The organism is Cytophagia bacterium CHB2, from assembly GCA_030263535.1.
Classification (GTDB): domain Bacteria; phylum Zhuqueibacterota; class Zhuqueibacteria; order Zhuqueibacterales; family Zhuqueibacteraceae; genus Coneutiohabitans.
Genome location: SZPB01000022.1, coordinates 1 through 22,736, shown reverse-complemented (window position 1 = coordinate 22,736; position 22,736 = coordinate 1). Strand labels below are relative to the sequence as shown.

The following is a 22,736-nucleotide window of genomic DNA, read 5'->3' as shown; positions in this document are numbered from 1 at the left end:
AAGCTGTTGGGGGGAACAGGAAGAGAAAATTACAAAAGCAATTTCTAGAGTAAATCGGTGCCGTTGGCAACGAGATTGAATTGGCAGCCCAGAAAGGCCGCCGCTTTGCGGCAATACAACATGCGTGACAGGAAAATCTCGAAATACTCTGCCACCGGCGAGATTTTCGTATCCAGGGATAGTTCGAGGCGAATAATACGGTTCTCTTTATCGACCACTAGAGTACTTTTGTCGACGGCATAATTGACGCGATCATGAATGTCAAATTTGATCATGGCCGGATTGCGCACGCGCGAACGATGTACATCGGATTTGTCAGCGATGATCAAACCGGCCGCGACGGCGTTGATCGGCTCACAACTGACCTCGTCATGGCTGCCGATGGCTGCCACGATCTGGGTGATTTCCATGGGATCCATGCCCATTTGCAGCAGCAGGGTATGCGCCAGCATCGCGCCGGTGAAGGGATGGCTGACGCGATTAAAGACGTTGCCGATGTCGTGCAAATAGCCGGCAATGGCCGTCAGCTCGGCTTGGCGCTCGCTATGGCCGAGTTCGAGCAAAATTCTTTGCGCATTTCCGGCGACCATGCCGCAGTGCCGCCGGCCGTGTTCGGTGTAGCCGACGACTTCGAGATATTCATCGGCGCGTGCGATGTAAGCATCGACTAAAGGATTGCTTCTTATCTCAGCGAGAGTGATCATAGGGCAGTGGCTCCGCGTTGCAGTACGTGATTCACCATGCGCAAACAGCGATTTAGTTCAAATCAAACAGTCTAGTACCTGGTTGTAAAAAAGGATTATGGCGCCGTTCGTTTCCGATCGTGGTTTCCTCGCCGTGCCCCGGGAGCACCAGCACCTCGTCCACCAACGTCATCAATTTTTCGGTGATGGTTTTCATTAAGGTTTCGTGAGAGCCGAGGGGGAGATCCGTTCTGCCGATCGAACCTTGAAACAAAACATCTCCGACGACGGCGATTTTCTCAGAGAACAGCATGATGCTTCCCGGCGAATGGCCGGGGCCGTGTACGATGCGCAATGAGTGGCGGCCGCACGCGACGAGGTCGCCCTCCTCGAGATAACCAGCGACGCGCGGCGGTTTGATCTCGCCGAAGCTCAGACCCATCATCTCCGCTTGCCGGCTGACATTTTGCAATAATCCGGCATCGTCCCGATGCATGTACAGCGGCAGGTTAAAATGATCTTGCGCCTGCCGGCTGCGCAACACGTGATCGATGTGGGCATGCGTGATGATGATGCGTTGCAAGCGTGCGCCGGTATCTTCCACTTCATCGGCGATGCGCTCGATCTCATCACCCGGGTCGATCAACAGACCTTCCTGCGTTTCATCACACCACAAAATGTAAGCGTTCATGGCGAACGGGCCGACCGTGACGCAGCGCCATCTCAGTGCCATTTGGATTTACTCCGTGCGACAAAGCTTTTGAGCAAACCGACTTGTTCCGCGTTGACGGTAAATTGCCCTAGTTTTTCCAGGCCTTTGGCGCCGCCGTGAAAATCAGAACCGCCGGTTTGCAAAAGATCGAATTTGACGGCCAGCTCGTTGAAAAAACGCTGGCGCTCGTTGGAATGCTTGGGATGAATCGTTTCAATCGCATCGACGCCGAGCTTGATGACGTCAATGACAATCTCGATGGTCAGGTTTTGCCCGGGATGCGCCAGGCCGGCAATGCCGTTGGCTTGATGAATCGCCGCGATTGCAGCCTCCGGCGTGAGCACAGATTTGGGCACGAACGCCGGCCGGTCTTCGGCGAGATAGTGATTGAAGGCTTCCTGAAACGTCGTGACATAGCCGTGCCGCACAAGCGCGTTGGCAACGTGAGGGCGTCCGATGCAACCCTCGCCGGCATATTCCAAAACCGTTTCAAAGGGCACACCCAAACCCAGGCGATTGAGTTTTTCAACGATGCGGTGCGCACGGCCGACGCGCTGTTCTTGCAGCACATGCAGCAGGCGCAGCAAGCCGGCATGCTGATAGTCAATAAAATAACCTAGGATGTGCACATCATAGCCGCGATAAGTTGTACTCAATTCCAGGCCGGGAATGATCTCCAGTCCGAGTTCCGCGCCCCGGACTACGGCTTTTTCAATGCCGCCGATCTCATCGTGATCGGTGATCGCGATCCCGGTTAAATGTTTGTCGCTCGCCAGGGCCACCAGCTCCTCCGGAGAGTGCATGCCGTCGGAGCGCGTCGTGTGTGTGTGCAAATCATACATTCCGTTTATACCTTCGGCAGCGTGACGCCGATTTGTCCTTGATATTTGCCGGATTTGTCGGCATAAGAAATTTCACAGGGTTCATCGCTCTCGAAAAAAAGAATCTGCGCGATGCCTTCATTCGCATAAATTTTGGCGGGCAACGGCGTGGTATTCGAGATTTCCAGCGTGACATAGCCTTCCCAGCCGGGCTCCAGCGGCGTGACGTTGGTGATGATGCCGCAGCGCGCGTAGGTCGATTTGCCCACGCAAATCGTCATGGTGTTGCGCGGGATGCGAAAATATTCGATGGTGCGTCCCAGCGCAAAGCTGTTCGGCGCGATGACGCACACCTCGCCGCGATAGTCCACGAAAGATTTTGGATCAAACGATTTCGGATCGACCATGGCGCCGAAGACATTCGTGAAAATTTTGAATTCGTCCGCGATGCGTACATCATAGCCGTAGGAGGAGAGGCCGTAAGAGATGACATTCTTGCGCACCTGCCGGTCCTCGAAAGGCTCGATCATATTTTGTTCCAGCGCCATTTTTCTGATCCAACGATCGGATTTGATGCTCATGAAAACTCCGTGACTTTGCTCGAACGCATGAAAATTTTATTGAAAGGCCACAACGCAAACGTATTGCGTGACGGGATTTGGCGTTGCCTCAATGGGTTGCGATTTCGCTCAGGGCGTTTTTCATCTCCACCGGCAATGCAATTTTTGATACCCAGATGCTGATTTCGTAAAGCATCATCAACGGTACGGCCAAAAGGATTTGCGTGAATGCGTCAACCGAGGGGGTGATGATTGCCGCGGCGATGAAAATGGCGATAATGCTGTAGCGCCGTTTCTGCCGTAAAAACTCCGGCGTCAACAAGCCCAGGCGGGTGAGCAGGAAGGCCAATACCGGCATTTCGAAGAGAATGCCAAAAATGAAAATCAGCGCGGTCACAAAGCCAAAATATTCTTCGATGGAGATCATCGGCATCAATTGCGCCGATTGAAAGCTGAGCAAAAATCCCAAGCCGAATTTCAACACAACGTAGTAGCAAAATGCGGCGCCGGCGGCAAAACACAAAATCGTGAAGAAAATGAGCAGCGGCGCAAAACGTTTTTCACGCTCCAATAATCCCGGGGCAATGAAGCGCCAGAGTTGGTGCAAAATGAAGGGCAGGCTCAGCAGCAAGCCTGCCGTGGCGGCAAGTTTGACGTAAATCATGAATCCGCCGGTGGGCGTGAAAAAGACCAGGTGTGAGCCGGCTGCGGTTTCGCTCTCAGGCTTGCCGGCGGTGGCCAGGCGCAAAGCGTCGTTGTAAGGCGCGACGAGGAAGGCGAAGATTTCATCAATAAAGAAAAGGCTGAGGCAGGTGAAGAGAACAATTGCCAGCAACGCTTTGAAGATGCGGCCGCGCAATTCCTCTAGATGATCGAGAAACGGCATTTCTTTTTCATCGGATTTCCGGCGCCGGTTGGGGGTGTCTTTGGTTTGATCATCCATTTTATGCAAAAATCTCGTGGCGGGCCTCGAGTCCTTTCAGCTCTTCCAGGAATTCCTCTTTCGCTTGAAATTTTCGGTAAACCGAAGCAAAACGTACGTAGGCGACCTCATCGATCGTGCGCAGCTTTTCCATCACCAACTGGCCGATCAGACGCGAGCTGATTTCTTCGTGATTGCCGTCGCGCAAACGCGACTCGATTTCATCGACGCAATTGTTAATGGTCTCCATCGAAACCGGGCGCTTGCTGCACGCGATTTGCAGGCCATGCATGATTTTTTCGCGATTGAAGGTTTCACGCCGACCATCGCCTTTGACGACGATCAACGGCGTTTCTTCAATGTACTCTTTCGTCGTATAGCGTTTTTGACACGAGAGACATTCCCGCCGCCGCCTGACGACCCGCCCTTCGTTGCTCGTACGTGAATCGATGACGCGACTGTCCTCATGATTGCAGTAGGGACAACGCATAGGCTCAACCTATTCGCTCGAAGTTAACTCCGCGTATAGCGGAAACCGCTGGCTTAAATCGAGAACTTGCTCCCGCACGCGCGCCCGGGCGGTTTCATTACGAATATCCGAAAGCACTTTGTCGATCAAGAAAGCGACTTCGCGCATTTCATTTTCTTTCATGCCGCGCGTCGTCAATGCGGGCGTGCCGATGCGAATGCCGCTGGTGACCGTGGGCGGCTGATGATCGTTCGGCACCATGTTCTTGTTGACGGTGATGCCGGCCTTTTCCAGAGCCGCTTCGGCATCCTTGCCGGTGAGATCACGATTGCGCAAATCGACCAAGAGCAGATGATTGTCCGTGCCGCCCGAGACGATGTCATAACCCAGATCCATCAATTTTTTGGACATCGCTTGCGCGTTATGAATCACCTGGCGGGAATACTCAATGAAGTCGATTTGCAAGGCTTCTTTGAATGCCACGGCTTTGGCCGCAATCACGTGCATGAGCGGGCCGCCTTGAAAACCGGGAAACACGGCAGAGTCGATCAACTCCGACCATTTCTTTTTGCGGCCTTTGGGCGTGGTTAAGCCCATGTCGTTTTCTTCGTCGTTGCCGACCAGAATCATGCCGCCGCGCGGGCCGCGCAAAGTTTTGTGCGTGGTGGTGGTGACGGCGTGGCAATGCGGCAACGGGTTGTCGAGCAGCTTGGCGGCGATCAGGCCGGCGGGATGGGCAATATCGGCGACCACCTTGGCATTGACTTCGTCCGCGATTTCGCGAAAGACGTCATACTCAAATTGGCGCGAGTACGCGCTCGCACCCACGATGATCATTTTGGGCTTGTGCTTTTGGGCAAGATCGCGCACTTGATTCATGTCGACGCGTTCCGTTTTCGCATCGACGCCATAAAAGACGACGTTAAAAATTTTGCCGGAGAAGTTCACCGGACTGCCGTGCGTGAGATGGCCGCCGTGCGCGAGATTCATGCCCAGAATCGTGTCGCCCGGCTTGAGAAACGTGAAATAGGATGCCAGGTTGGCCTGGCTGCCGGAATGCGGTTGCACATTGGCATGATCCGCGCCGAACAGCCGGCAGGCGCGCTCGCGCGCGAGTTCTTCGGCATTGTCCACAAATTCGCAGCCGCCGTAATAGCGTTTGCCGGGATAGCCTTCGGCATATTTGTTCGTCATGGGCTGGCCCAGCGCTTCCAGCACGGCCAGGCTGCAATGGTTCTCGGAAGCGATCAACTCCAGCGTTTCATGCTGGCGATTGATTTCATCGAGAATCGCACGATGAATTTCAGGATCGGTTTTGGCTAAATGTTGCACCACAATTCTCCTTCTCAAAGTCGCCGCGGGCATTACTGTTGGTTCGTGCGTCCGGATTTGCGGTCTCGTCCTGATTCTTGATGATGTGTTTCAATGCCTGAAAAATGTCAGCCGGTTAAATATGACGCGCATGTTAATAAAAACGCCGCAAAGATGCAAGGGAAAGGTCGGTGTGAAAATCATGGGGGCTCTGCGTTGATCTATAGCCAAAGTTTTTCGCCCACCATCATCCTTCCATGATGCTCTGTTCGCCACTTTTCTGAAATTCCCATTTGATATTTAATCGTCGCTTTCGGTGAGACACCGAACACATTCACGATTTGTGCGCCAGTAAGCAAAATCAATGTCCTCACCTTAAACTTCGGCGGGGGTGCCAGCGCAATGAGATAACGAATCTGATTGACTTTGAGTTGCAGCTTGCGGTTCCATGTTTCGTTGATGACTTCATCAGAGCCGGGATGATAACGTCCGAAATCAACTGTCACGCTCCTGCCTGTGTGATGCTTGATCTCTAATGCTTGATGGCGGATAGCGGGAAAGATGTCGGCAATTGGTGAAAAGTGATAACCCAATCGTCGTGCCACTTCATAAATGAACCAAGACTCTTTGGCGCTGTCGTTCAAAATTTTCCTATTCTTGCCTCTGGGTGTATCAGTGCCAATCAAACCCTCTATAGAATCGGCGATTTCTTCGAGTGAATAAAACAAGTCGGGATCGGGATGGTCGTTGGCGAGAACGGTTGTGTCTTCGAGGTCTTTTTGATAGATGAGTTTCTTTTTGGTGAGTATTGATATCATATCTGCTTCCCCACAATGAGATAAATGGGGGCTTGGTCTTTTTTCTCATTGATCTCCGAAATAGTGAAATGAAGCTTCGGCGAGTGCAAATCCTTTTGTAGAGAGAGAACTATTGAGTTTCCAAGCAAGTCCATTGAGTATTCAGCGCCACGGACTAATGCCTGTTCCTGATCGGAGTATACAAAAGCCTTCACATTATTAATTGACGGTTCGAACTTTTCAAAATAAACGTCAAGTTCAAGTAACAGAGCACTAATAGCGCGGAGGCCCTTTATCGTTGAAACATGGATTAAACCGGCAGGAAAATCCAATCTAATCCTTTTACGCACCTTTGTCCCGTCGAAGGGAATATCATTGTGGAAAGTTGGATAATTTATTTTAAAGTATTGGTATAACCAATTAAGGGTTATGCTAGGACCCGATTTAAGAGTGAATAGTGGTGAATGAAAAATATCAGCCTCTAGACTTTGAGCAGCCTCTGGGATTAGTGGTATCGCTTGCCCTTCCTTTTCAGCATTGCCGCCTCCATAGACTTGAATCTCGAAATTCTGTAGGATACTTTTGACAAGGAAGTGTTGATAAACACTTATCTTTAGCCATCCCAAGATTTCATCTGCACCAATCTCCTCAATTCTTCGTAGTTCAATATTTGAGATTCGGGCGGTTTTTATCGCGGATTCTGAGAAGCTTGTTGAAGACACGGCTACTGTTGTTGCTGCGCCTAATTTTTCTCTCTTCTTCGCTAACTGCTCTATCCAGGTATCATCGGAAACTCTACGCCGTTTACGACATTCGATTGTGATCAAAATTGGAGTCGTGCCAATTTGATACCGAATAGAAGCGTCAACTTCTCTCATCCGGTTGGTGATCTTGTCGAGGACACGATCTGGTGATTTAACTAAAGCTCCACGAGGAACTAATGTTTTTTCGATTCTCGCAACAAGCTTTTCAAATGCGCGCCATTCCTTGGAAGAATTGGAAGTCTTGAGTTTCGATTTTTTCATCATGGTACGCTGATTCAAATGCAATACAGATCGCGATGAGTGCTTTGATGCAGAATTAACAGCCTAGCTCAAGTCTTCCACCTGAGCCAGGCTTTCAAATCTCACTTTTACATCATCCACCCAAACTCGCCCGCGTAAATTCCCGATTCATCTTCGCAATGAAATTCACGCTGATTTCCTTCGGGCACACGGCCTCGCATTCGTATTGATTTGTGCAGTTGCCGAAGCCTTCCTTGTCCATTTGCAGAACCATATTGCGCACGCGGCGCGCGCGCTCGGGCTGTCCTTGCGGCAGATGCGCGAGGTGCGAAACCTTGGCCGCCACGAAAAGCATGGCCGAGGCATTCTTGCAGGAAGCCACACATGCGCCGCAGCCGATGCACGCCGCTGCGTCCATCGCTGTTTCTGCCGCATCCTTCGGAATCGGCAGCGCATTGGCATCGGGCGCGCCGCCGGTATTGACGGAGATGAAGCCGCCGGCCGCCATGATGCGGTCAAAAGCGCTGCGATCCACCACCAAATCCTTGAGCACCGGAAACGGTTTGGCGCGCCAGGGTTCAACATAAATATGATCGCCATTCTTGAACTGGCGCATGTAGAGTTGGCAGGTCGTTTTGCCGCCGCCGGGTCCGTGCGCAATGCCGTTGATCATCAATGAACACGCGCCGCAAATGCCTTCACGGCAATCGTGATCGAACGCAATGGGATCCACGCCCTTCATGTTCAAATCTTGGTTGACGACATCCAGCATCTCGAGAAAGGACATGTCGGGACTGATTTCCGGCGTTTCGTAAACGGTCATTTTTCCGGAAACTTGAGCATTCGGTTGCCGCCAAACGTGCAATGTCACTTTCATTTGTAGCTCCTCTCCGCTAGCTGGACGTTTTCAAAGGTCAACGGTTCTTTGTGCATGATTGGCGCTTTGCCCTCGCCTTGATATTCCCAGGCGCTCACATAACAGTAGTTCGCGTCGTCGCGTTTGGCCTCGCCTTCGCTGGTTTGATATTCTTCACGAAAATGGCCGCCGCAGGATTCCTTGCGATCCAGGGCGTCGCGGCACATCAACTCGGCAAATTCGAAGAAATCTGCCACGCGTAAAGCCTTTTCCAATGCCATATTGAATTCTTCATTATTGCCCAGCACGTTGACATTTTGCCAATATGCAGCGCGCAAGGCGGGAATTTCCGTGAGATTCTTCTGCAGGCCCGCTTCGTTGCGCGCCATGCCGCAGCGTTCCCACATCATCGTGCCCAGCTCGCGATGGAAGGAATCCACTGTGCGTTTACCTTTGATGGACAACAATCGCTTGATGCGATCGGTGACTTCGCTCTCCGCCTGCTTGAAGGCCTCATGATCGGTGGAGGTGATCTTCTTCGGTTTCGCCGAGGCTAAATAATGCCCGATGGTATAGGGAATAATAAAATAGCCGTCCGCCAGGCCTTGCATCAATGCGCTTGCGCCCAAACGGTTTGCGCCGTGATCCGAGAAGTTCGCCTCGCCCAGCACAAACAAACCGGGAATGTTGCTCATCAAATTGTAATCGACCCATAACCCGCCCATGGTGTAATGTGGGGCGGGATAAATGCGCATCGGCACTTTGTAGGGATTCTCGTCGGTGATCTCCTCATACATGTCGAAGAGATTGCCGTAACGCTCGCGAATGACGTTCTCACCGAGACGGCGAATGGCATCCGAGAAATCGAGATACACACCGCGCTTGGTGTCGCCGATGCCGCGGCCCTCGTCGCAGACTTCCTTGGCCGCGCGCGAGGCAATATCCCGCGGCGCAAGATTGCCGAAACTGGGGTACTTGCGTTCGAGATAATAATCGCGCTCGCTTTCGGGAATGTCTTGCGGCGCGCGCGTATCGCCCTTTTTCTTCGGCACCCAAATGCGACCGTCGTTGCGCAAGGACTCCGACATGAGCGTCAGTTTGGATTGATAATCGCCGCTCACCGGAATGCAGGTGGGATGAATCTGGGTGTAGCAGGGATTCGCGAACGCGGCGCCGCGTTTGTACGCGCGCCAAATCGCGGTGGTGTTGCAGCCCATGGCGTTGGTCGAGAGGTAGAAGACGTTGCTATATCCTCCGGTTGCGAGTACCACCGCATCCGCCACGTGCCGTTCGATTTTACCATTCACTAAATTGCGGGTGATAATGCCGCGCGCCTGACCGTCGATCAGCACCAGATCGAGCATCTCCGTGCGCGTGAACATCTTCACCTTGCCCAAACCAATTTGGCGGCTCAACGCCGAATACGCGCCCAACAACAGTTGTTGCCCGGTTTGGCCGCGCGCATAAAACGTGCGTGACACCTGCGCGCCGCCGAAGGAACGATTGTCCAGCAAGCCGCCGTACTCCCGCGCGAACGGCACGCCTTGCGCCACACACTGATCGATGATATTCGTACTTAATTGCGCGAGACGATAAACATTTGCTTCCCGGGCGCGGAAATCGCCGCCCTTGATCGTGTCATAGAACAAACGAAAAACACTGTCACCGTCGTTTTGATAATTCTTTGCGGCGTTGATGCCGCCTTGCGCCGCAATGCTGTGCGCGCGCCGCGGGCTGTCTTGAAAACAGAAGCAGCTTACATTATAACCCAGCTCCGCCATTGAAGCAGCGGCCGACGCGCCCGCCAGCCCGGAGCCGACGATGATCACGTCAAATTTGCGCTTGTTGGCCGGGTTGATCAACTTCATTTCGAATTTATGCCTGTCCCACTTTTCCGCCAGCGGCCCGGCAGGAATGTTGGCATTGAGTTTCATGATCAATTTCCTCCTGCAAGTTTGATAATGCCGAGCAGCACGCCCAATGGCACTGAAACGAATCCCAAGCAAATCAACCATGCAACCACGGGCCCGAATCTCTTGATGAAATTGTTAAGACAGGGAGGATTCCAGCCGAGCGACTGAAAAAAGCTGGACGCGCCGTGGCTCAGGTGGGAGAAGAGCAGCACCATGGCGAGAATATAAAAGCCGGACACCAATGGATTCTGAAAACCATGCACCACCATATTGTAGATATCGTGACGGCCCTGGGCATCGTGCAAGGCGAAATCATCGGGATGCGTCACGCCCAGCGTGAAATGCAACAGATGATACACCAGAAAACCGAGAATGATCAAACCGCTGATGATCATTGTACGCGAAGCCAGCGAGGCTTGCACCGTATTCTTGAAAGCGTAGGCCAGCGGCCGCGCCGCGCGATTCTGCAACCACAGCCGGATCGACATGATCACATGGGCCAGCGCCACCGCGAGCAAACCGAACCGCACAACCCAGAGCAGCGGGCCAAACTTCCTCAGGGCGATGCCATAGTTGTTCATCGCATCCTGGCCGATAAACATTTGTAGGTTGCCGGCCATGTGAACCAGAATAAACAGCACCAGCGCGAGGCCGGTCAACGCCATCAAAATCTTACTGCCAATCGATGAGGTCAATACCGCAGGCTTTTCATTCATCCATTCCTCCTTCCCTTACGTTGCGAGCGAAAGCCTAAATTGCAGGTGAGCATAAAAAAGACACGCAGAAACATAAAACGCCTCGGCGAGAGTTGCAAGGGATTTTACAACCGCGTCAAATATGAAAATAAAGAATTGACGGCAAGGCGTAATGTGACTATATTCTGCATGAATAAACAAATGCACGATTGAGGATCTGATCGTGCCAGGCGTGGAAATATCGGTTTGAATCCGGTTGGCAGAAGAAAGCTATAAAATGCGCAAACCCGTGTCCACAATCTCTTTCACGAAGGGATTGTCTGTCGAAAAATCTTCCGGCCGGAAGGGGTGGGCTTCAATGCCGGAATCCACTTGCAGGATGTAAGGTATGAGCCGTTTGCTGTCTTCAAAGCTGTCGCCGCTGAAATCCGGTGAAACGATGGCCAGATCGATATCGCTCCAGGCATGTGTTGTCCCTCTGGCTGACGATCCGAAGAGATAAACGGCCTCCAAACGAAGGCTTGGGTTGGTCAATTGAATAAGACGTTGAATCTTATCCGTCATATTTGCTGCAACAGCCATTGCCGAAACTCCTTGATTCTATCAAAATAATTTTGTGCGAATGCGCGAGTGCATTTTTGATAAAACTCAAATTTATAATCGGGGTATCGCGCCTTGAGATTGAATTGATTGATTTCTGCCAATAACGCCTTTTGCTCGGTGGTGAAGTGCAATTTGGTTTTCTCGGCCAATTTGAGAAGGTTGTGAACCAAGGGCACTGGTGCGCCAGGGTTGTCTCGCACAAAAAATGCCTTGAGCACTTTTTCAATCACCAGATGCCCAAATGCCCAATAAAAAGGCACCAATCGTAGCGTTGATGCTCGAACAGAGTTTCTGCCGAGATGAGATCATGTTCAGCGCTAGTTAGCCAGTAATTGATGTGTTTGGCTGTAGCCATTTTTCGCTTTTATTTGAACAGACAGACAAAACTACTTAAAATAAAATCAACTTGCAAGCAGTTGGATTGTTTGGGCTTGATTTTCTATAGGTTTTTCTCAAACTGAAGTAACCACAAAGGATTCCATTTTTATGCCAAACCACGAGTCAACACCAGCAGTATCCCATTTTATCCGCGACATGATACTAGAACATAACCGCTCGGGCCGCTTTGGTGGGAAAGTCATCACGCGATTTCCGCCGGAGCCCAACGGCTATTTGCATATCGGCCATGCCAAAGCCATCAGCATTGATTTTAACATGGCGCAGGAATTCGGCGGCCGTTGCCACCTCCGTTTCGATGACACCAACCCCACCAAGGAAGAGCAGGAATACGTCGATTCCATCATGGCCGACATTCGCTGGCTCGGCTATGATTGGGGCGAGCATCTTTACTTTGCCTCGGATTATTTCGAGCAGCTTTATGAATTCGCGGTGCAGCTTATCAAAGCCGGCAAAGCGTATGTCGATGATCTCAGCGCGGATGAAATTCGCGACTATCGCGGCACGTTGACCGAGCCCGGCAAGCCCAGCCCGTATCGCGAGCGGACGGTGGCGGAAAATTTGGATTTATTCGAGCGCATGCGCCGTGGCGAGTTTGCCGATGGCGCCAAGGTGCTGCGCGCGAAAATCGACATGGCCTCGCCCAATCTCAACCTGCGTGATCCGGTGATGTATCGCATTCGCAAGGCCAGCCACCATCGCACCGGCGACAAATGGTGCATCTATCCCATGTATGATTGGGCGCACGGCCAGTCGGATTCCATCGAGGGCATCACGCATTCGCTATGCTCGCTGGAATATGAAGATCATCGCCCGCTTTATGATTGGTTTCTCGATGCGCTCGGCATTCATCATCCGCAGCAGATCGAATTTGCCCGGCTAAATCTCGGTTATACCATCATGAGCAAGCGCAAACTCTTGCAGCTTGTCGAACAGAAACATGTTGCGGGCTGGGATGATCCCCGTATGCCTACGCTCGCGGGCATGCGCCGGCGCGGTTATCCGCCGGAAGCGATTCGTGATTTTTGCGATCGCATCGGCGTGGCCAAGAGTTTCAGCACGGTTGACATTGCCTTGCTCGAAGCTTGCGTGCGCGAATATCTCAACCGGCACGCGCCGCGCGTCATGGCGGTTTTGCAGCCGTTGCGCGTGGTGATAACAAATTATCCCGAAAATCAGATCGAAGAATTGGACGCGGTTAATAATCCCGAAGACCCGGCTGCGGGCACGCGCAAGGTTCCGTTCGGCCGCGTGCTTTATATCGAGCGCGAGGATTTTCGTGAAGACCCGCCAAAGAAATTTTTCCGTCTCGCGCCGGGCCGCGAAGTGCGGCTGCGTTATGCTTATTTCATCACCTGCACCAATGTCGTGAAGGACGAGAAAACCGGCGAAATTATCGAGCTGCATTGCACCTATGATCCGGCAACGCGCGGCGGCGATTCGCCCGATGGCCGCAAAGTCAAAGGCACGATTCATTGGGTGGCGGCAGCCAGCGCTGTAAAAGCCGAGGTGAGATTGTACGATCGGCTGTTTGTCAAAGAAAATCCCGAAGACAACAAAGACGGTAGTGATTTCATCGCGCAGCTCAATCCGAATTCTTTGGAAACGTTGCGGGATTGTTATCTCGAACCGAGCTTGGCGCATGCCGTGCCCGGTAGCCGTTATCAATTCGAGCGCCTGGGTTATTTTTGTGCTGATGCGGTTGACTCAAAACCTGGCAAACCGGTTTTTAATCGCATTGTCTCATTGAAGGACTCGTGGGCGAAGATTGAGAAGGGGGAAGCGAAGTAGCAAAAGGGATTGTCTCAACTGATAAAAGCTGCCAACGGATTTCGTTATGAAAATTCTCATCTGTTGGCAGCGGTTATCCGTTGGGGTTTCGCTTTTTTGATTTATTCAAAAGATGCTCACTTGGCTGGAGCTTCTCGATGTCACCAACAAAAACTTTCTGTCTCGGTCTCATCTTATCTCTTTCGAACATCTCCCTCGCCCAAGAAGGCTTTTCCCTCTTCACCAAAGATTTCACGCCGGCAGAGTTTGCGCAGCGCCGCAATGCGGTTTATGATGCCATCGGCAAAGATGCGCTTGCCGTGGTCCAGGGCGCGCCTAGTCCGGCAGGCTACGTGCGCTTCCGGCAATCAAATGAGTTTTATTATCTCTGCGGCATCGAGTCGCCGCATGCTTATTTGCTGCTCGACGGCGGCCGGCGCCGCGCTTCGCTGTATTTGCCGCATCGCAATGTTGGACGAGAACGCAGTGAAGGCAAGCTTTTGTCAGCCGAAGACGATTCGCTTATTATACAACTCAGTGGCCTGGAAGCCGTCTATCCCGTGGAGTTGCTCGGCGAGCATCTCGCGCGTTATGCCCGCAACGTCAATCTGCAAAAGCTGTTCACGCCTTTCAGTCCGGCGGAAGGTTATGCTATGAGCCGTGACCTGGCTCTGCGTTTTATCAGTGATGTTGCCAACGATCAGTGGGATGGCAGACCGGGCCGCGAAAGTTATTTCATTGATCTCTTGCGACGACGTTTTCCAAATTTTGACATTCAAAACCTCACGCCGATTCTCGACGAGCTTCGCCTCATCAAAAGTCCGGCAGAGATCGCCATGATCAACAAAGCCACGCGCTTGTCGGGACTTGCGCTGATCGAGGCGATGCGCTCGACGCAGCCGGGACAATTCGAGCACGAGTTGGATGGCTTGGCCAAGTTTATTTACTTTCGCAACGGCGCGCAGGGCGAGGCGTATTATTCGCTCATCGCGAGCGCCTCGAATGCGTGGTATCCGCATTACAATGCCGGCAAGCGCCAAATGAAAGACGGCGATTTTTTGTTGATGGATTTTGCGCCGGATTTCGGATACTACATGAGCGACGTCACGCGCATGTGGCCGGTGAACGGTAAGTTCAACGCGTGGCAACGCGAGCTGTATGATTTTTATCTCGGCTGCTACGAGGCGATTCTCAAAACCATTCGCGTGGGCGTAAGTGCGGCCGCGATCAAGCAGGAAGCGGTTAAAATCATGGATGATTTGCTGGCGAAAGCGAAATTTTCCAAACCGCATCATCAAACGGCGGCGCGCAATTTTGTGGAGTCTTATCGCAGCGGGGCAAGCAATCCCGATACCTATCTCGGCCATTGGGTGGGCATGGCCACGCACGATGTTGGAACGTACACCGGCCCGCTCAAACCGGGCATGGTTTTTACCATCGAACCGGCGCTGCGCGTGCCGGAGGAAAAGATTTACATTCGCCTGGAAGATGTCATCGTGATCACGCCGACGGGCGCGGACATTCTCTCGGATTTTGTGCCGCGCGATCGTGCGCGCATTGAAAAAATCATGGCAGAGAAAGGAATTTTGGAAACGTATCCCGCGGCAGAGTCGATCAAATGATAAAGACTTGAGCTACTCCGCGATGACGATTGCTCTGCGCGGTTTTTAATGAAAGTTGTTGAACACAAATGATTGAAATAGCAGCGCATGCATTGGCAGCGTTGCAGTGCCTTAATTTTGCCTCATCTCTATTTCTCCCTAACATTTTGATGGCTTGATTTTTTAGTCGTACTGCATTTTCCCGTTCTATCATGGATGCGTCGTCATGCGAACGAAACGGCTTGGTTTTTTTATTCGGTTTTTATTTCCGGCAATCATCGCCCGGATGTTGCTGACGCCAACTTTGCTCGCGCAGACTTTTAGCGAGCGCCCGCTCAAATTCGAGCATCTCACCGTGGCGCACGGGCTTTCGCAAAGCTCGGTGCATTGCATGCTACAAGACCGCCGGGGCTTTATGTGGTTTGGCACCGGCGACGGCTTGAATAGATTCGATGGCTACAACTTTGTGGCATATAAAAATGAAGCCGCGGATTCCACCTCAATTTCGTCAGATTGGATTTTGTCAATTTATGAAGATCGCGCGGGCACACTCTGGGTTGGAACCTTCAGCGGCGGCCTCAATCGGTTTGATCCCGCAACCGAACAATTTACCCGCTTTGTTCACGACCCCGGAAATCCTCACAGTTTAAGCGAAAACAAAGTTAACACCATCCACGAAGATCACACCGGCGCCTTGTGGATAGGCACCGAGCATGGGCTTAATCAGTTTGATCACGTCACGAACACGTTTACTCGTTTCCTGCCGGACCCACAAACTCCCCACAGCCTGGGCCATCCCACGGTCTGCGCCCTCTATGAAGATCGCTCGCGTACAATCTGGATTGGCACGGAAGGCGGAGGATTGCATCGCCTTGATCCTGCTACGAAACAATTTACCCGCTTTGTCCACGACCCCAATGATGCTCACAGTTTGAGCGACAATATCGTGCGCGCCATTTACGAAGATCGCGCCGGCAGGTTGTGGATTGGCACGGGCCGGGGCGGACTCAATCAATTTGATCGCAGCACGCAAAAATTCACACGCTATGCTTTTGATCCGAATCCCGATCTTTCTTCATTTTTTCAAGGGCAATCGGGATATGAACTGAGTCATCCCGAAGTGCGATCTATTTGTGAAGATCGCTTTGGAACTTTCTGGCTGGGCACGCTGGGCGGCGGGCTGAATCGGTTTGATCCCGCCACCGGGCGATTCACGTATTATGTCGAAAATCCCAATCCTGCGTCTCGTACAGAAGGCAGCGCAAAACAGAGCCTGAGCAATAACCGCGTTTTTTCCGTGCGTAGCGACCGTGCGGGCGCCCTGTGGATTGGCACGGACAATGGATTGAATAAATTGGATCCCGGTCGAGCGCCGTTTACGGCGTTAGTCAACGAGCTTGAGAATTCTCAAAATTCTTCTCATAATATTATTTGGGCCATTTGCAAAGATCGCCGTGGGGCCCTTTGGATTGGAACGGAAAACGGCTTCTTCCGCAGAACACGGGACGAACGCGGGCAAGAGCAGGCTGTTTATTTCAGCAACTTCTCGAAGAAGCATTATGAGAACAAGGTCAATGTGATTTACGAAGACCGCCGCGGCATGCTTTGGGTCGGAACGGATTACGTGCTCAAACAATTCGACCCCGACGAACTGATAAGAACAAGCAACGGGCGCTTTGGGGTGATCCGCTGGGAAGATGATCCGCAAAATCCCAGCGTGCTGAGCCGAATGCAAATCTTTTCCATCTGCGAAGATTCCACGGGCGCTAACACTCTTTGGGTTGGAACGAGCGGCGGGCTCGTGCGGCTGCGACGGAACGACGACGGCCAATATCATCGCACGGCGTACAAACAGGACCCGAATGATCCTAATGGACTTGGCAGCAACAACCTCCGCCCGCTTTTTGTTGATCATTCCGGCGTGCTGTGGGTTGGGACCTGGCACGACGGACTTCAGCAGTTTGATGCAGCCTCGGGCCGCTTCAAACGCTTTGCTCACGACCAGAAGAATCCTCACAGCTTGATCAACAATGTCATTCGCTCCCTCCATGAAGATCGCGCCGGCAGGTTGTGGATTGGAACGGACGGCGGGCTGGACTCGTTCGACCGGCACACGGAACAGTTCCAACATTATACCGAGAAAGACGGCCTGCCCAACAGTGCGATATGGGGCATTTTGGAAGATGATCACGGCCGTTTGTGGTTGAGCACCAATAACGGCATCGCTTGTTTCACGTCGACAGCTTCCGCGTTCAAAAACTATACGGTCGAGGATGGTTTATCGCACCAGGAATTCAATCGCGGGGCGTGGTTTAAAAGCCGCGACGGTGAGATGTTTTTCGGCGGCATGAACGGCGTGACCGCGTTTCATCCCGACAGTATCAAAGACAATCCTTTCATACCGCCGGTGGTGATTACGGCTTTTAAGCGCTATAATACCGATGACGCCGAGGGCGTGGCGATTGTCGAAAAAGGCATTTTCGCCCGGCGGGAGATCAATCTCTCTTACAAAGACAATATCATTTCCTTTGAATTTGCCGCCTTGAATTTCCGGAATCCGGAAAAGAATCAATATGCTTATAAACTGGAAGGCTATCGCGAGCAGTGGATTCAACTGGGCACGAATCGCGAGGCCACCTTTACCAACCTCGATCCGGGTGGATACGTTCTGCACGTGAAAGGCTCGAATAACGACGGCGTTTGGAATGAAGCAGGCACGTCACTCAAAATCATCGTCACCCCGCCGTGGTGGAAAACGCTCTGGTTTCGGATTTTGAGTGTGGTCACGCTTATCGGGCTCGTCCTCTCGGCGCATCGCCTGAGAATAGCGGATATTAAAGCGAGAAACAAAGCGCTGGAGAAAGAAATTATCAAGCGCCAGCAGGCCGAGGAAGCGCTGCGGCAAGCGTTCATGGAAATCTCGCAGTTGAAAGAACAATTGCAGGCGGAGAACATTTATCTTCAGCAGGAGATCAAGCTGGAGCACAATTATGACGAGATTATCGGCGAAAGTGAGGCGCTGAAATACGTGCTCCACAAAGTCGAGCAAGTCGCGTCCGGCGACACCACCGTGCTTTTGCTCGGCGAGACTGGCGTGGGCAAAGAGTTGTTTGCGCGCGCCATTCACCATCTTAGCCCGTATCGCGAGCGCCCGTTGGTGAAGTTGAATTGCGCCGCGCTGCCCTCCCACTTGATCGAAAGCGAGTTGTTCGGCCATGAGAAGGGCGCGTTTACCGGCGCCGTCGAAAAACAGCTCGGCCGCTTTGAGTTAGCGGACGGCACGACGATTTTTTTGGACGAAATTGGCGAGCTGCCGCTGGAGCTGCAACCCAAGCTGTTGCGCGTGCTGCAAGATGGTGAATTCGAGCGTCTGGGCAATCCCAAAACCCTCAAAGTCAAAACGCGCGTCATCGCCGCGACCAATCGCGATTTGGACGAAGAAATCCGCCAGGGCCGTTTTCGCAAGGACCTTTTTTACCGCCTGAGCGTTTATCCCATCACCGTGCCCGCCCTGCGCAAGCGCCAGCAAGACATTCCCCTGCTCGTCGGGGCGTTCGTGCAAAGATTCAGCAAGAAACTGGGAAAATCCATTGACGCGATACCGCAGAAAACCATGCAAGCTTTGCAGCAATATGCCTGGCCCGGCAACGTCAGGGAGCTGCAGAACGTCATTGAGCGGGCGGTGGTCACGACGGTCGACAACACGCTGCGCATTGAGCTACCGGCGCTGTCCAATGCAACGGCCACCGGCGCCAAAACGCTCGAAGATATCGAGCGCGAGCACATTCTCAAAACGCTGGAAGCGACGCAGTGGAAAATCGAGGGGGCCGAGGGCGCGGCGGCGAGGTTGGGTCTCAATCCCAGCACTTTGCGCAGCCGCATGAACAAGCTCGGCATTCGGCGGGTGTGAGTCTCAAAACCAAGATGGCGTGTAGATAATGACTTTGCCTTTTTGCCCACGATATTTCGCGGCTTCCGTGATATGTCGCGGGTGTACGTGGTATTGATCTTTCTTTTCTTAGTACTGCAGTTAGTCTCCCCTGCCTAATAAACAATATCTTATCTGCCTCACCCACCATACCGCTTAACGCGGCATAAGGTTTGGCTACTTCGGCGTGTCTTGTTATAACCATTTGAGCACGCACCAGCCATGACCATCCTCAAATTAACTGTTTTTATCAAACCGCAGAAGCGAACGGAGTTTTTGCAGGCGATGCAGTCGCTCATCCTGGCCGCGCCGCCGGAATTGGGCTGCCTGGAGCGCGCCGTTTACCAACGCATTGATGACGAAAATGCCTATTGCTGCGTGCAAATTTGGGAATCCCAGGAAAAAATGGCCGCGCACGTTAATACCGACCGTTTCAAGGCCTTGCTGGGCGCGATACAAGTTTTGGGTGAAAAGAACGAGTTGAGCCAGAGTGTTTTATATCCTCTCAAAGCAAAAGCTGAGATCCGACCATGAAGTTCTGCCAATGCCCGAGCAAACCTTTCTCAAAAAAATTCTGGCGGTGATCGAAAAGCGTCTCAGCGACGAGCGCTTTAAGGTGGTGGAATTGAGCCGCGAGGTCGGGATCAGCCGTTCGCAACTCCACCGCAAGCTGCGCGCGTTGCAGCAACCCTCCGCGAGTGCGTTGCTTCGTGCCGCACGCTTGCGCCGGGCGCAGGCGTTGCTCAAACAGACAGTTCTCTCCGTCACCGAGGTGGCTTATCGGGTTGGTTTTCGCAGCACGGCGTATTTTGCCCAGTGTTTCCATGAAGATTTTGGCATGACGCCCACGCAATTTCGGAAGAAGTCGTGAAGACACTGTGAAGTCAAGGCTGCGCAAATGCGTACATGACGTTATGCCAGCCACTTTTTCAATAAACAATGAACCCTTAACCATGAAGAAGGAGGCAACACGGTGAATGTGAAAAAGCAACCCCCCCGTCAATCGGTCAACCTGCGCAAAGGGTCTTTATGGGCCGCTCTGCTCTGCTGTCTTCTCGGCGGCGGATTGGCCTTGTACGCCACGAACGTGACGCTCACCGCCGCCCAATCCGGAACAGTCAACGCCGGCGGGTGCTCGTTCAACAATTGGATTTCCTGCAACTCGGCGCTCACCAGTGGCTACGCCACCTTGCTCGGCATGCCCTCGGGCTGGTGGGGCTTTTTGCTCTATCTCGGCATGGCTCTGGCGGTGATCTTTGCGGCGTTGAGCAAAGATAAAGACCGCGCCAGTTCCACGACTGCGGCGGCATTGGTCTTCAGCCTGGGCGCGGTGCTCTTTTCATTTTATAAAGCCTATCATCTCGTGCTCCTGAAGGCGGTGTGCCCGGTGTGCATTGGCATGTACGCCATCAATTTGGCCATCGTCGCTTTGCTGGTGCGGGCGCTCCAGCTTACGGATAACGAAGTGTGGCGCTTCCTGGCGCAATACTTCAAGAGCGTGTTGGGCCGGCCTGCGGGGTTGGGATTTTCTCCTCAGCCCGTGCTCTTCAGCGCGCTGGCGGTTTCACTGTTCAGTGTGGGCTATCTCGGGTTGGAGAAATATGAACACGGCCAGCAGAAAAGCGCCTCCATCAAAGACAACCTGGCCGCGCACTTTGCGCAGAAACCCGTCGCAATGGACGTTGACAGCTCGGCAGCCGCGTGGGGCAACCGCAACAGCAAAATCACCATCGTCGAGTTCAGCGACTTCGAGTGTCCGGCTTGCGGCGCGGCGGCCACACGTTTCGGCGACATTATCAAACAGTATGAAAAAGACGTGCAACTCTACTTCCTGAATTATCCCCTCGACAAAGCCATCAATCCCAACGTGCTGCGTGATTTTCATCGCAACGCCGGACTGGCGGCGCGGGCCGGGGTCTGCGCGCAGCAACGCGGCGATTTTTGGAGTTTTCACGACGATCTGTTCCGCCAGCAAAAGCAGTTGAACCGCAAGCTGGTGCTCGACCTGGCGCAGCAGCGCGGCTGGGATGCCGCAGAATTCGAAGCCTGCATGAACGACGCAGCGACCATCCAACAAGTACGCGAAGAAATCGCCGACGGCGCGATCGCCGGGGTGAAAGGCACGCCGACGTTTTTCATCAACGGCAGAATGGTAAAAAGCTGGGGCGATGCGGATTTGATTCGCGGCATCATCCGCGAGGAGCGCGCGCGCGCTCTTAAACTGAATGGCGCTACCGGTCTGGTCACGCAAGCAAAGTTCTAAGCAGTAAAATTGTTAATCGCTAATTCTCAATTGTCAATTAACAATTAGCAATTGGCCATTTGCTTTGCGCTTTGAAAGGAGGTGGTGTTCCTTGCTTGTGCTGAAAGGCTTTGAAGTCTGTTTTTTACGGATCACGCATTACGTTTTACGTAACTCGTAAAGAGTAAATCGTAACCCCTCAAACTTAATCGAAGGAGAAGCTTTTATGCGTATTCTGTATTTCTTAAGCGCGCTCGTGCTCGCGGTCGTGCTGATCGTCGGCTGTACCGGCGACCCCAAAGGCGTCGTCGACCCGGTTCAGAAAACGGGCCTGGTACCACCGCCTCCCGAAGAGCCTGATCTCGACGAGTGCGAAAGCAATCCTTGCGGCAGCGGATCTGAATGTGTAGATCTGCTACATGGCTACCAGTGTGAAGACTCCGACACGGGAGACATTATCGTCCATCAGTGCAATCCCGGCTGGACCGGCACGTATTGCCACATTCCAGAAGCCACCGATCCCTGCAATCCCAACCCATGCCAATATGGTGGCCAATGTGCAGACAATGGCGATGGAAGCTACACCTGCACGTGCGCGCCCGGGTTTACCGGCGATAATTGTGAATATGACATCGACGAGTGCTCGGCTAACCCGTGCGTCCATGGTGACTGTGAGGATAGGGTAAATGCTTACTTCTGCTATTGCGAGCCTGGCTGGACCGGCACGAATTGCGACGTTCAGGAAGTCACGGACGCCGATGGCGACGGCGTAGACGATAACGCCGACCAGTGCGCCGGAACAGTCTCCGGCGACGTGGTGGATGCGACCGGTTGCTCCATCGCACAGTATTGCCCGTGTGATAACGGCTGGAAGAACCACGGCGCGTACGTGAGCTGCGTGGCGCACTCCGCGAATGATTTTGTGGGTGCGGGTCTCATCACCGAGACCGAGAAGGGCGACATTGTGTCCGAAGCCGCACAATCGGATTGTGGAAAGAAGAAGGGCGGCACGACCCGTTAACAGGTAAGAGCCGTTTTGAGCCAATGACAGAAAGATGTGAGATAGAAAAATAGTGTCTGGTGTCATGCCGGTAAGTTGATAAAAGCCGGCCCCAATCATTTTTCTGCCCTCCATCTTTCTGTCATCGAATTGTTTTTGCAGGATGAATTTGCCTCATGAAACCTCACAAAACGCTGTTGCGGTTTGCGCTTCTGATCACGGTGGTGGCAATGGCGCGGTCTGCGAGCACTGCCAATGCCCAACCGCAAAGTGACGCGCAAATTGTCTTTCTGCATTTGCGCATGAAGAACGACTCCCTCACGCTGGTAAAATCCGCTTTGCGGCCGGGCCGCGTCAAGCAAAGGCGCCTGGTTGAAAAGCCCGGCGGCATTTATTATGAAGTCATTTCCTCCTCCGGAAAATCGCTCTGGCAGGGCGCGACCGGTGATCCGT

At 52.9% G+C, this 22,736-nt stretch carries 21 protein-coding genes and 1 pseudogene; 8 read left to right on the top strand and 14 right to left on the bottom strand.

From position 1 onward, the window contains the following. Positions 1–44 precede the first annotated feature (44 nt). The 14 genes and pseudogenes from FBQ85_04170 to FBQ85_04105 form a co-directional block, all read right to left on the bottom strand. Entirely contained in the window at positions 45–704 is a 660-nt protein-coding gene (locus FBQ85_04170) for an HD domain-containing protein (GenBank protein ID MDL1874352.1), read from the bottom strand. A 52-nt stretch (positions 705–756) separates the two neighbouring features. Then, positions 757–1,416 (bottom strand): MBL fold metallo-hydrolase, encoded by a 660-nt coding sequence (locus FBQ85_04165; GenBank protein MDL1874351.1) that lies wholly within the window; start codon positions 1,414–1,416, stop codon positions 757–759. Continuing rightward, positions 1,407–2,237, bottom strand: a complete 831-nt coding sequence (locus FBQ85_04160) for a PHP domain-containing protein (protein MDL1874350.1) — start codon at positions 2,235–2,237, stop codon at positions 1,407–1,409. Before FBQ85_04160 ends, FBQ85_04165 begins: the two co-directional genes overlap by 10 nt. Before the next feature lie 5 nt (positions 2,238–2,242). Beyond that, on the bottom strand, positions 2,243–2,797 hold the full coding sequence (locus FBQ85_04155; GenBank protein ID MDL1874349.1) for a dCTP deaminase: 555 nt from the start codon (positions 2,795–2,797) through the stop codon (positions 2,243–2,245). An 88-nt stretch (positions 2,798–2,885) separates the two neighbouring features. Further along, positions 2,886–3,719, bottom strand: coding sequence for a twin-arginine translocase subunit TatC (gene tatC / locus FBQ85_04150; GenBank protein MDL1874348.1), 834 nt, complete (start codon positions 3,717–3,719; stop codon positions 2,886–2,888). Position 3,720: 1 nt separating this feature from the next. Next, positions 3,721–4,188 (bottom strand): transcriptional repressor NrdR, encoded by a 468-nt coding sequence (gene nrdR / locus FBQ85_04145; GenBank protein MDL1874347.1) that lies wholly within the window; start codon positions 4,186–4,188, stop codon positions 3,721–3,723. Positions 4,189–4,197: 9 nt separating this feature from the next. Beyond that, entirely contained in the window at positions 4,198–5,532 is a 1,335-nt protein-coding gene (locus FBQ85_04140; protein MDL1874346.1) for a serine hydroxymethyltransferase, read from the bottom strand. Positions 5,533–5,699: 167 nt separating this feature from the next. Beyond that, complete coding sequence (locus tag FBQ85_04135) at positions 5,700–6,206, bottom strand: hypothetical protein (GenBank protein MDL1874345.1); 507 nt, start codon at positions 6,204–6,206, stop codon at positions 5,700–5,702. 86 nt (positions 6,207–6,292) lie between these two features. Then, complete coding sequence (locus tag FBQ85_04130) at positions 6,293–7,303, bottom strand: hypothetical protein (protein ID MDL1874344.1); 1,011 nt, start codon at positions 7,301–7,303, stop codon at positions 6,293–6,295. Between the two features lie 109 nt (positions 7,304–7,412). Beyond that, positions 7,413–8,156, bottom strand: coding sequence for a succinate dehydrogenase/fumarate reductase iron-sulfur subunit (locus FBQ85_04125; protein ID MDL1874343.1), 744 nt, complete (start codon positions 8,154–8,156; stop codon positions 7,413–7,415). Continuing rightward, entirely contained in the window at positions 8,153–10,069 is a 1,917-nt protein-coding gene (locus FBQ85_04120; protein MDL1874342.1) for a fumarate reductase/succinate dehydrogenase flavoprotein subunit, read from the bottom strand. The genes FBQ85_04125 and FBQ85_04120 overlap by 4 nt, the downstream gene beginning before the upstream one ends. A gap of 2 nt (positions 10,070–10,071) precedes the next feature. Beyond that, positions 10,072–10,764, bottom strand: coding sequence for a succinate dehydrogenase cytochrome b subunit (locus tag FBQ85_04115; GenBank protein ID MDL1874341.1), 693 nt, complete (start codon positions 10,762–10,764; stop codon positions 10,072–10,074). A gap of 249 nt (positions 10,765–11,013) precedes the next feature. Then, positions 11,014–11,325, bottom strand: a complete 312-nt coding sequence (locus FBQ85_04110) for a nucleotidyltransferase domain-containing protein (protein MDL1874340.1) — start codon at positions 11,323–11,325, stop codon at positions 11,014–11,016. Continuing rightward, positions 11,304–11,701: pseudogene (locus tag FBQ85_04105) on the bottom strand (HEPN domain-containing protein). The gene FBQ85_04110 and the pseudogene FBQ85_04105 overlap by 22 nt, the downstream one beginning before the upstream one ends. A 131-nt stretch (positions 11,702–11,832) precedes the next feature. On the opposite strand from FBQ85_04105, the gene FBQ85_04100 reads away from it, so the two are divergent. The 8 genes from FBQ85_04100 to FBQ85_04065 form a co-directional block, all read left to right on the top strand. After that, the gene (locus tag FBQ85_04100; GenBank protein MDL1874339.1) at positions 11,833–13,533 is read left to right on the top strand and encodes a glutamine--tRNA ligase/YqeY domain fusion protein; all 1,701 of its coding nucleotides are present in this window, start codon (positions 11,833–11,835) and stop codon (positions 13,531–13,533) included. 137 nt (positions 13,534–13,670) lie between these two features. Beyond that, positions 13,671–15,134 (top strand): aminopeptidase P family protein, encoded by a 1,464-nt coding sequence (locus tag FBQ85_04095; GenBank protein ID MDL1874338.1) that lies wholly within the window; start codon positions 13,671–13,673, stop codon positions 15,132–15,134. A gap of 205 nt (positions 15,135–15,339) precedes the next feature. Then, positions 15,340–19,023 carry an AAA family ATPase gene (locus FBQ85_04090; protein ID MDL1874337.1) on the top strand — a complete coding sequence of 1,228 codons (3,684 nt, stop codon included), beginning with the start codon at positions 15,340–15,342 and terminating at the stop codon, positions 19,021–19,023. Between the two features lie 240 nt (positions 19,024–19,263). Next, a complete protein-coding gene (locus tag FBQ85_04085) occupies positions 19,264–19,575 on the top strand; it encodes a hypothetical protein (protein ID MDL1874336.1) in 312 nt (103 codons plus the stop codon). Between the two features lie 10 nt (positions 19,576–19,585). Next, positions 19,586–19,912 (top strand): helix-turn-helix domain-containing protein, encoded by a 327-nt coding sequence (locus FBQ85_04080; protein ID MDL1874335.1) that lies wholly within the window; start codon positions 19,586–19,588, stop codon positions 19,910–19,912. Positions 19,913–20,014: 102 nt separating this feature from the next. Beyond that, on the top strand, positions 20,015–21,304 hold the full coding sequence (locus FBQ85_04075; protein ID MDL1874334.1) for a hypothetical protein: 1,290 nt from the start codon (positions 20,015–20,017) through the stop codon (positions 21,302–21,304). 205 nt (positions 21,305–21,509) lie between these two features. Continuing rightward, positions 21,510–22,304, top strand: a complete 795-nt coding sequence (locus tag FBQ85_04070) for a calcium-binding EGF-like domain-containing protein (GenBank protein MDL1874333.1) — start codon at positions 21,510–21,512, stop codon at positions 22,302–22,304. A gap of 155 nt (positions 22,305–22,459) precedes the next feature. Further along, positions 22,460–22,736: hypothetical protein (locus FBQ85_04065; protein ID MDL1874332.1), on the top strand; the 277-nt coding region annotated here is incomplete at its 3' end.

Coding starts and splice junctions, on each gene's coding strand:
- FBQ85_04080 (MDL1874335.1), top strand. CDS start 19,586: ATGCCCGAGCAAACCTTTCTCAAAAAAATTCTGGCGGTGATCGAAAAG.
- FBQ85_04085 (MDL1874336.1), top strand. CDS start 19,264: ATGACCATCCTCAAATTAACTGTTTTTATCAAACCGCAGAAGCGAACG.
- FBQ85_04160 (MDL1874350.1), bottom strand. CDS start 2,237: ATGTATGATTTGCACACACACACGACGCGCTCCGACGGCATGCACTCT.
- FBQ85_04170 (MDL1874352.1), bottom strand. CDS start 704: ATGATCACTCTCGCTGAGATAAGAAGCAATCCTTTAGTCGATGCTTAC.
- FBQ85_04165 (MDL1874351.1), bottom strand. CDS start 1,416: ATGGCACTGAGATGGCGCTGCGTCACGGTCGGCCCGTTCGCCATGAAC.
- FBQ85_04070 (MDL1874333.1), top strand. CDS start 21,510: ATGCGTATTCTGTATTTCTTAAGCGCGCTCGTGCTCGCGGTCGTGCTG.
- FBQ85_04100 (MDL1874339.1), top strand. CDS start 11,833: ATGCCAAACCACGAGTCAACACCAGCAGTATCCCATTTTATCCGCGAC.
- nrdR (MDL1874347.1), bottom strand. CDS start 4,188: ATGCGTTGTCCCTACTGCAATCATGAGGACAGTCGCGTCATCGATTCA.
- FBQ85_04125 (MDL1874343.1), bottom strand. CDS start 8,156: ATGAAAGTGACATTGCACGTTTGGCGGCAACCGAATGCTCAAGTTTCC.
- FBQ85_04155 (MDL1874349.1), bottom strand. CDS start 2,797: ATGAGCATCAAATCCGATCGTTGGATCAGAAAAATGGCGCTGGAACAA.
- tatC (MDL1874348.1), bottom strand. CDS start 3,719: ATGGATGATCAAACCAAAGACACCCCCAACCGGCGCCGGAAATCCGAT.
- FBQ85_04140 (MDL1874346.1), bottom strand. CDS start 5,532: ATGCCCGCGGCGACTTTGAGAAGGAGAATTGTGGTGCAACATTTAGCC.
- FBQ85_04130 (MDL1874344.1), bottom strand. CDS start 7,303: ATGATGAAAAAATCGAAACTCAAGACTTCCAATTCTTCCAAGGAATGG.
- FBQ85_04110 (MDL1874340.1), bottom strand. CDS start 11,325: ATGGCTGTTGCAGCAAATATGACGGATAAGATTCAACGTCTTATTCAA.
- FBQ85_04090 (MDL1874337.1), top strand. CDS start 15,340: ATGCGAACGAAACGGCTTGGTTTTTTTATTCGGTTTTTATTTCCGGCA.
- FBQ85_04120 (MDL1874342.1), bottom strand. CDS start 10,069: ATGAAACTCAATGCCAACATTCCTGCCGGGCCGCTGGCGGAAAAGTGG.
- FBQ85_04095 (MDL1874338.1), top strand. CDS start 13,671: ATGTCACCAACAAAAACTTTCTGTCTCGGTCTCATCTTATCTCTTTCG.
- FBQ85_04115 (MDL1874341.1), bottom strand. CDS start 10,764: ATGAATGAAAAGCCTGCGGTATTGACCTCATCGATTGGCAGTAAGATT.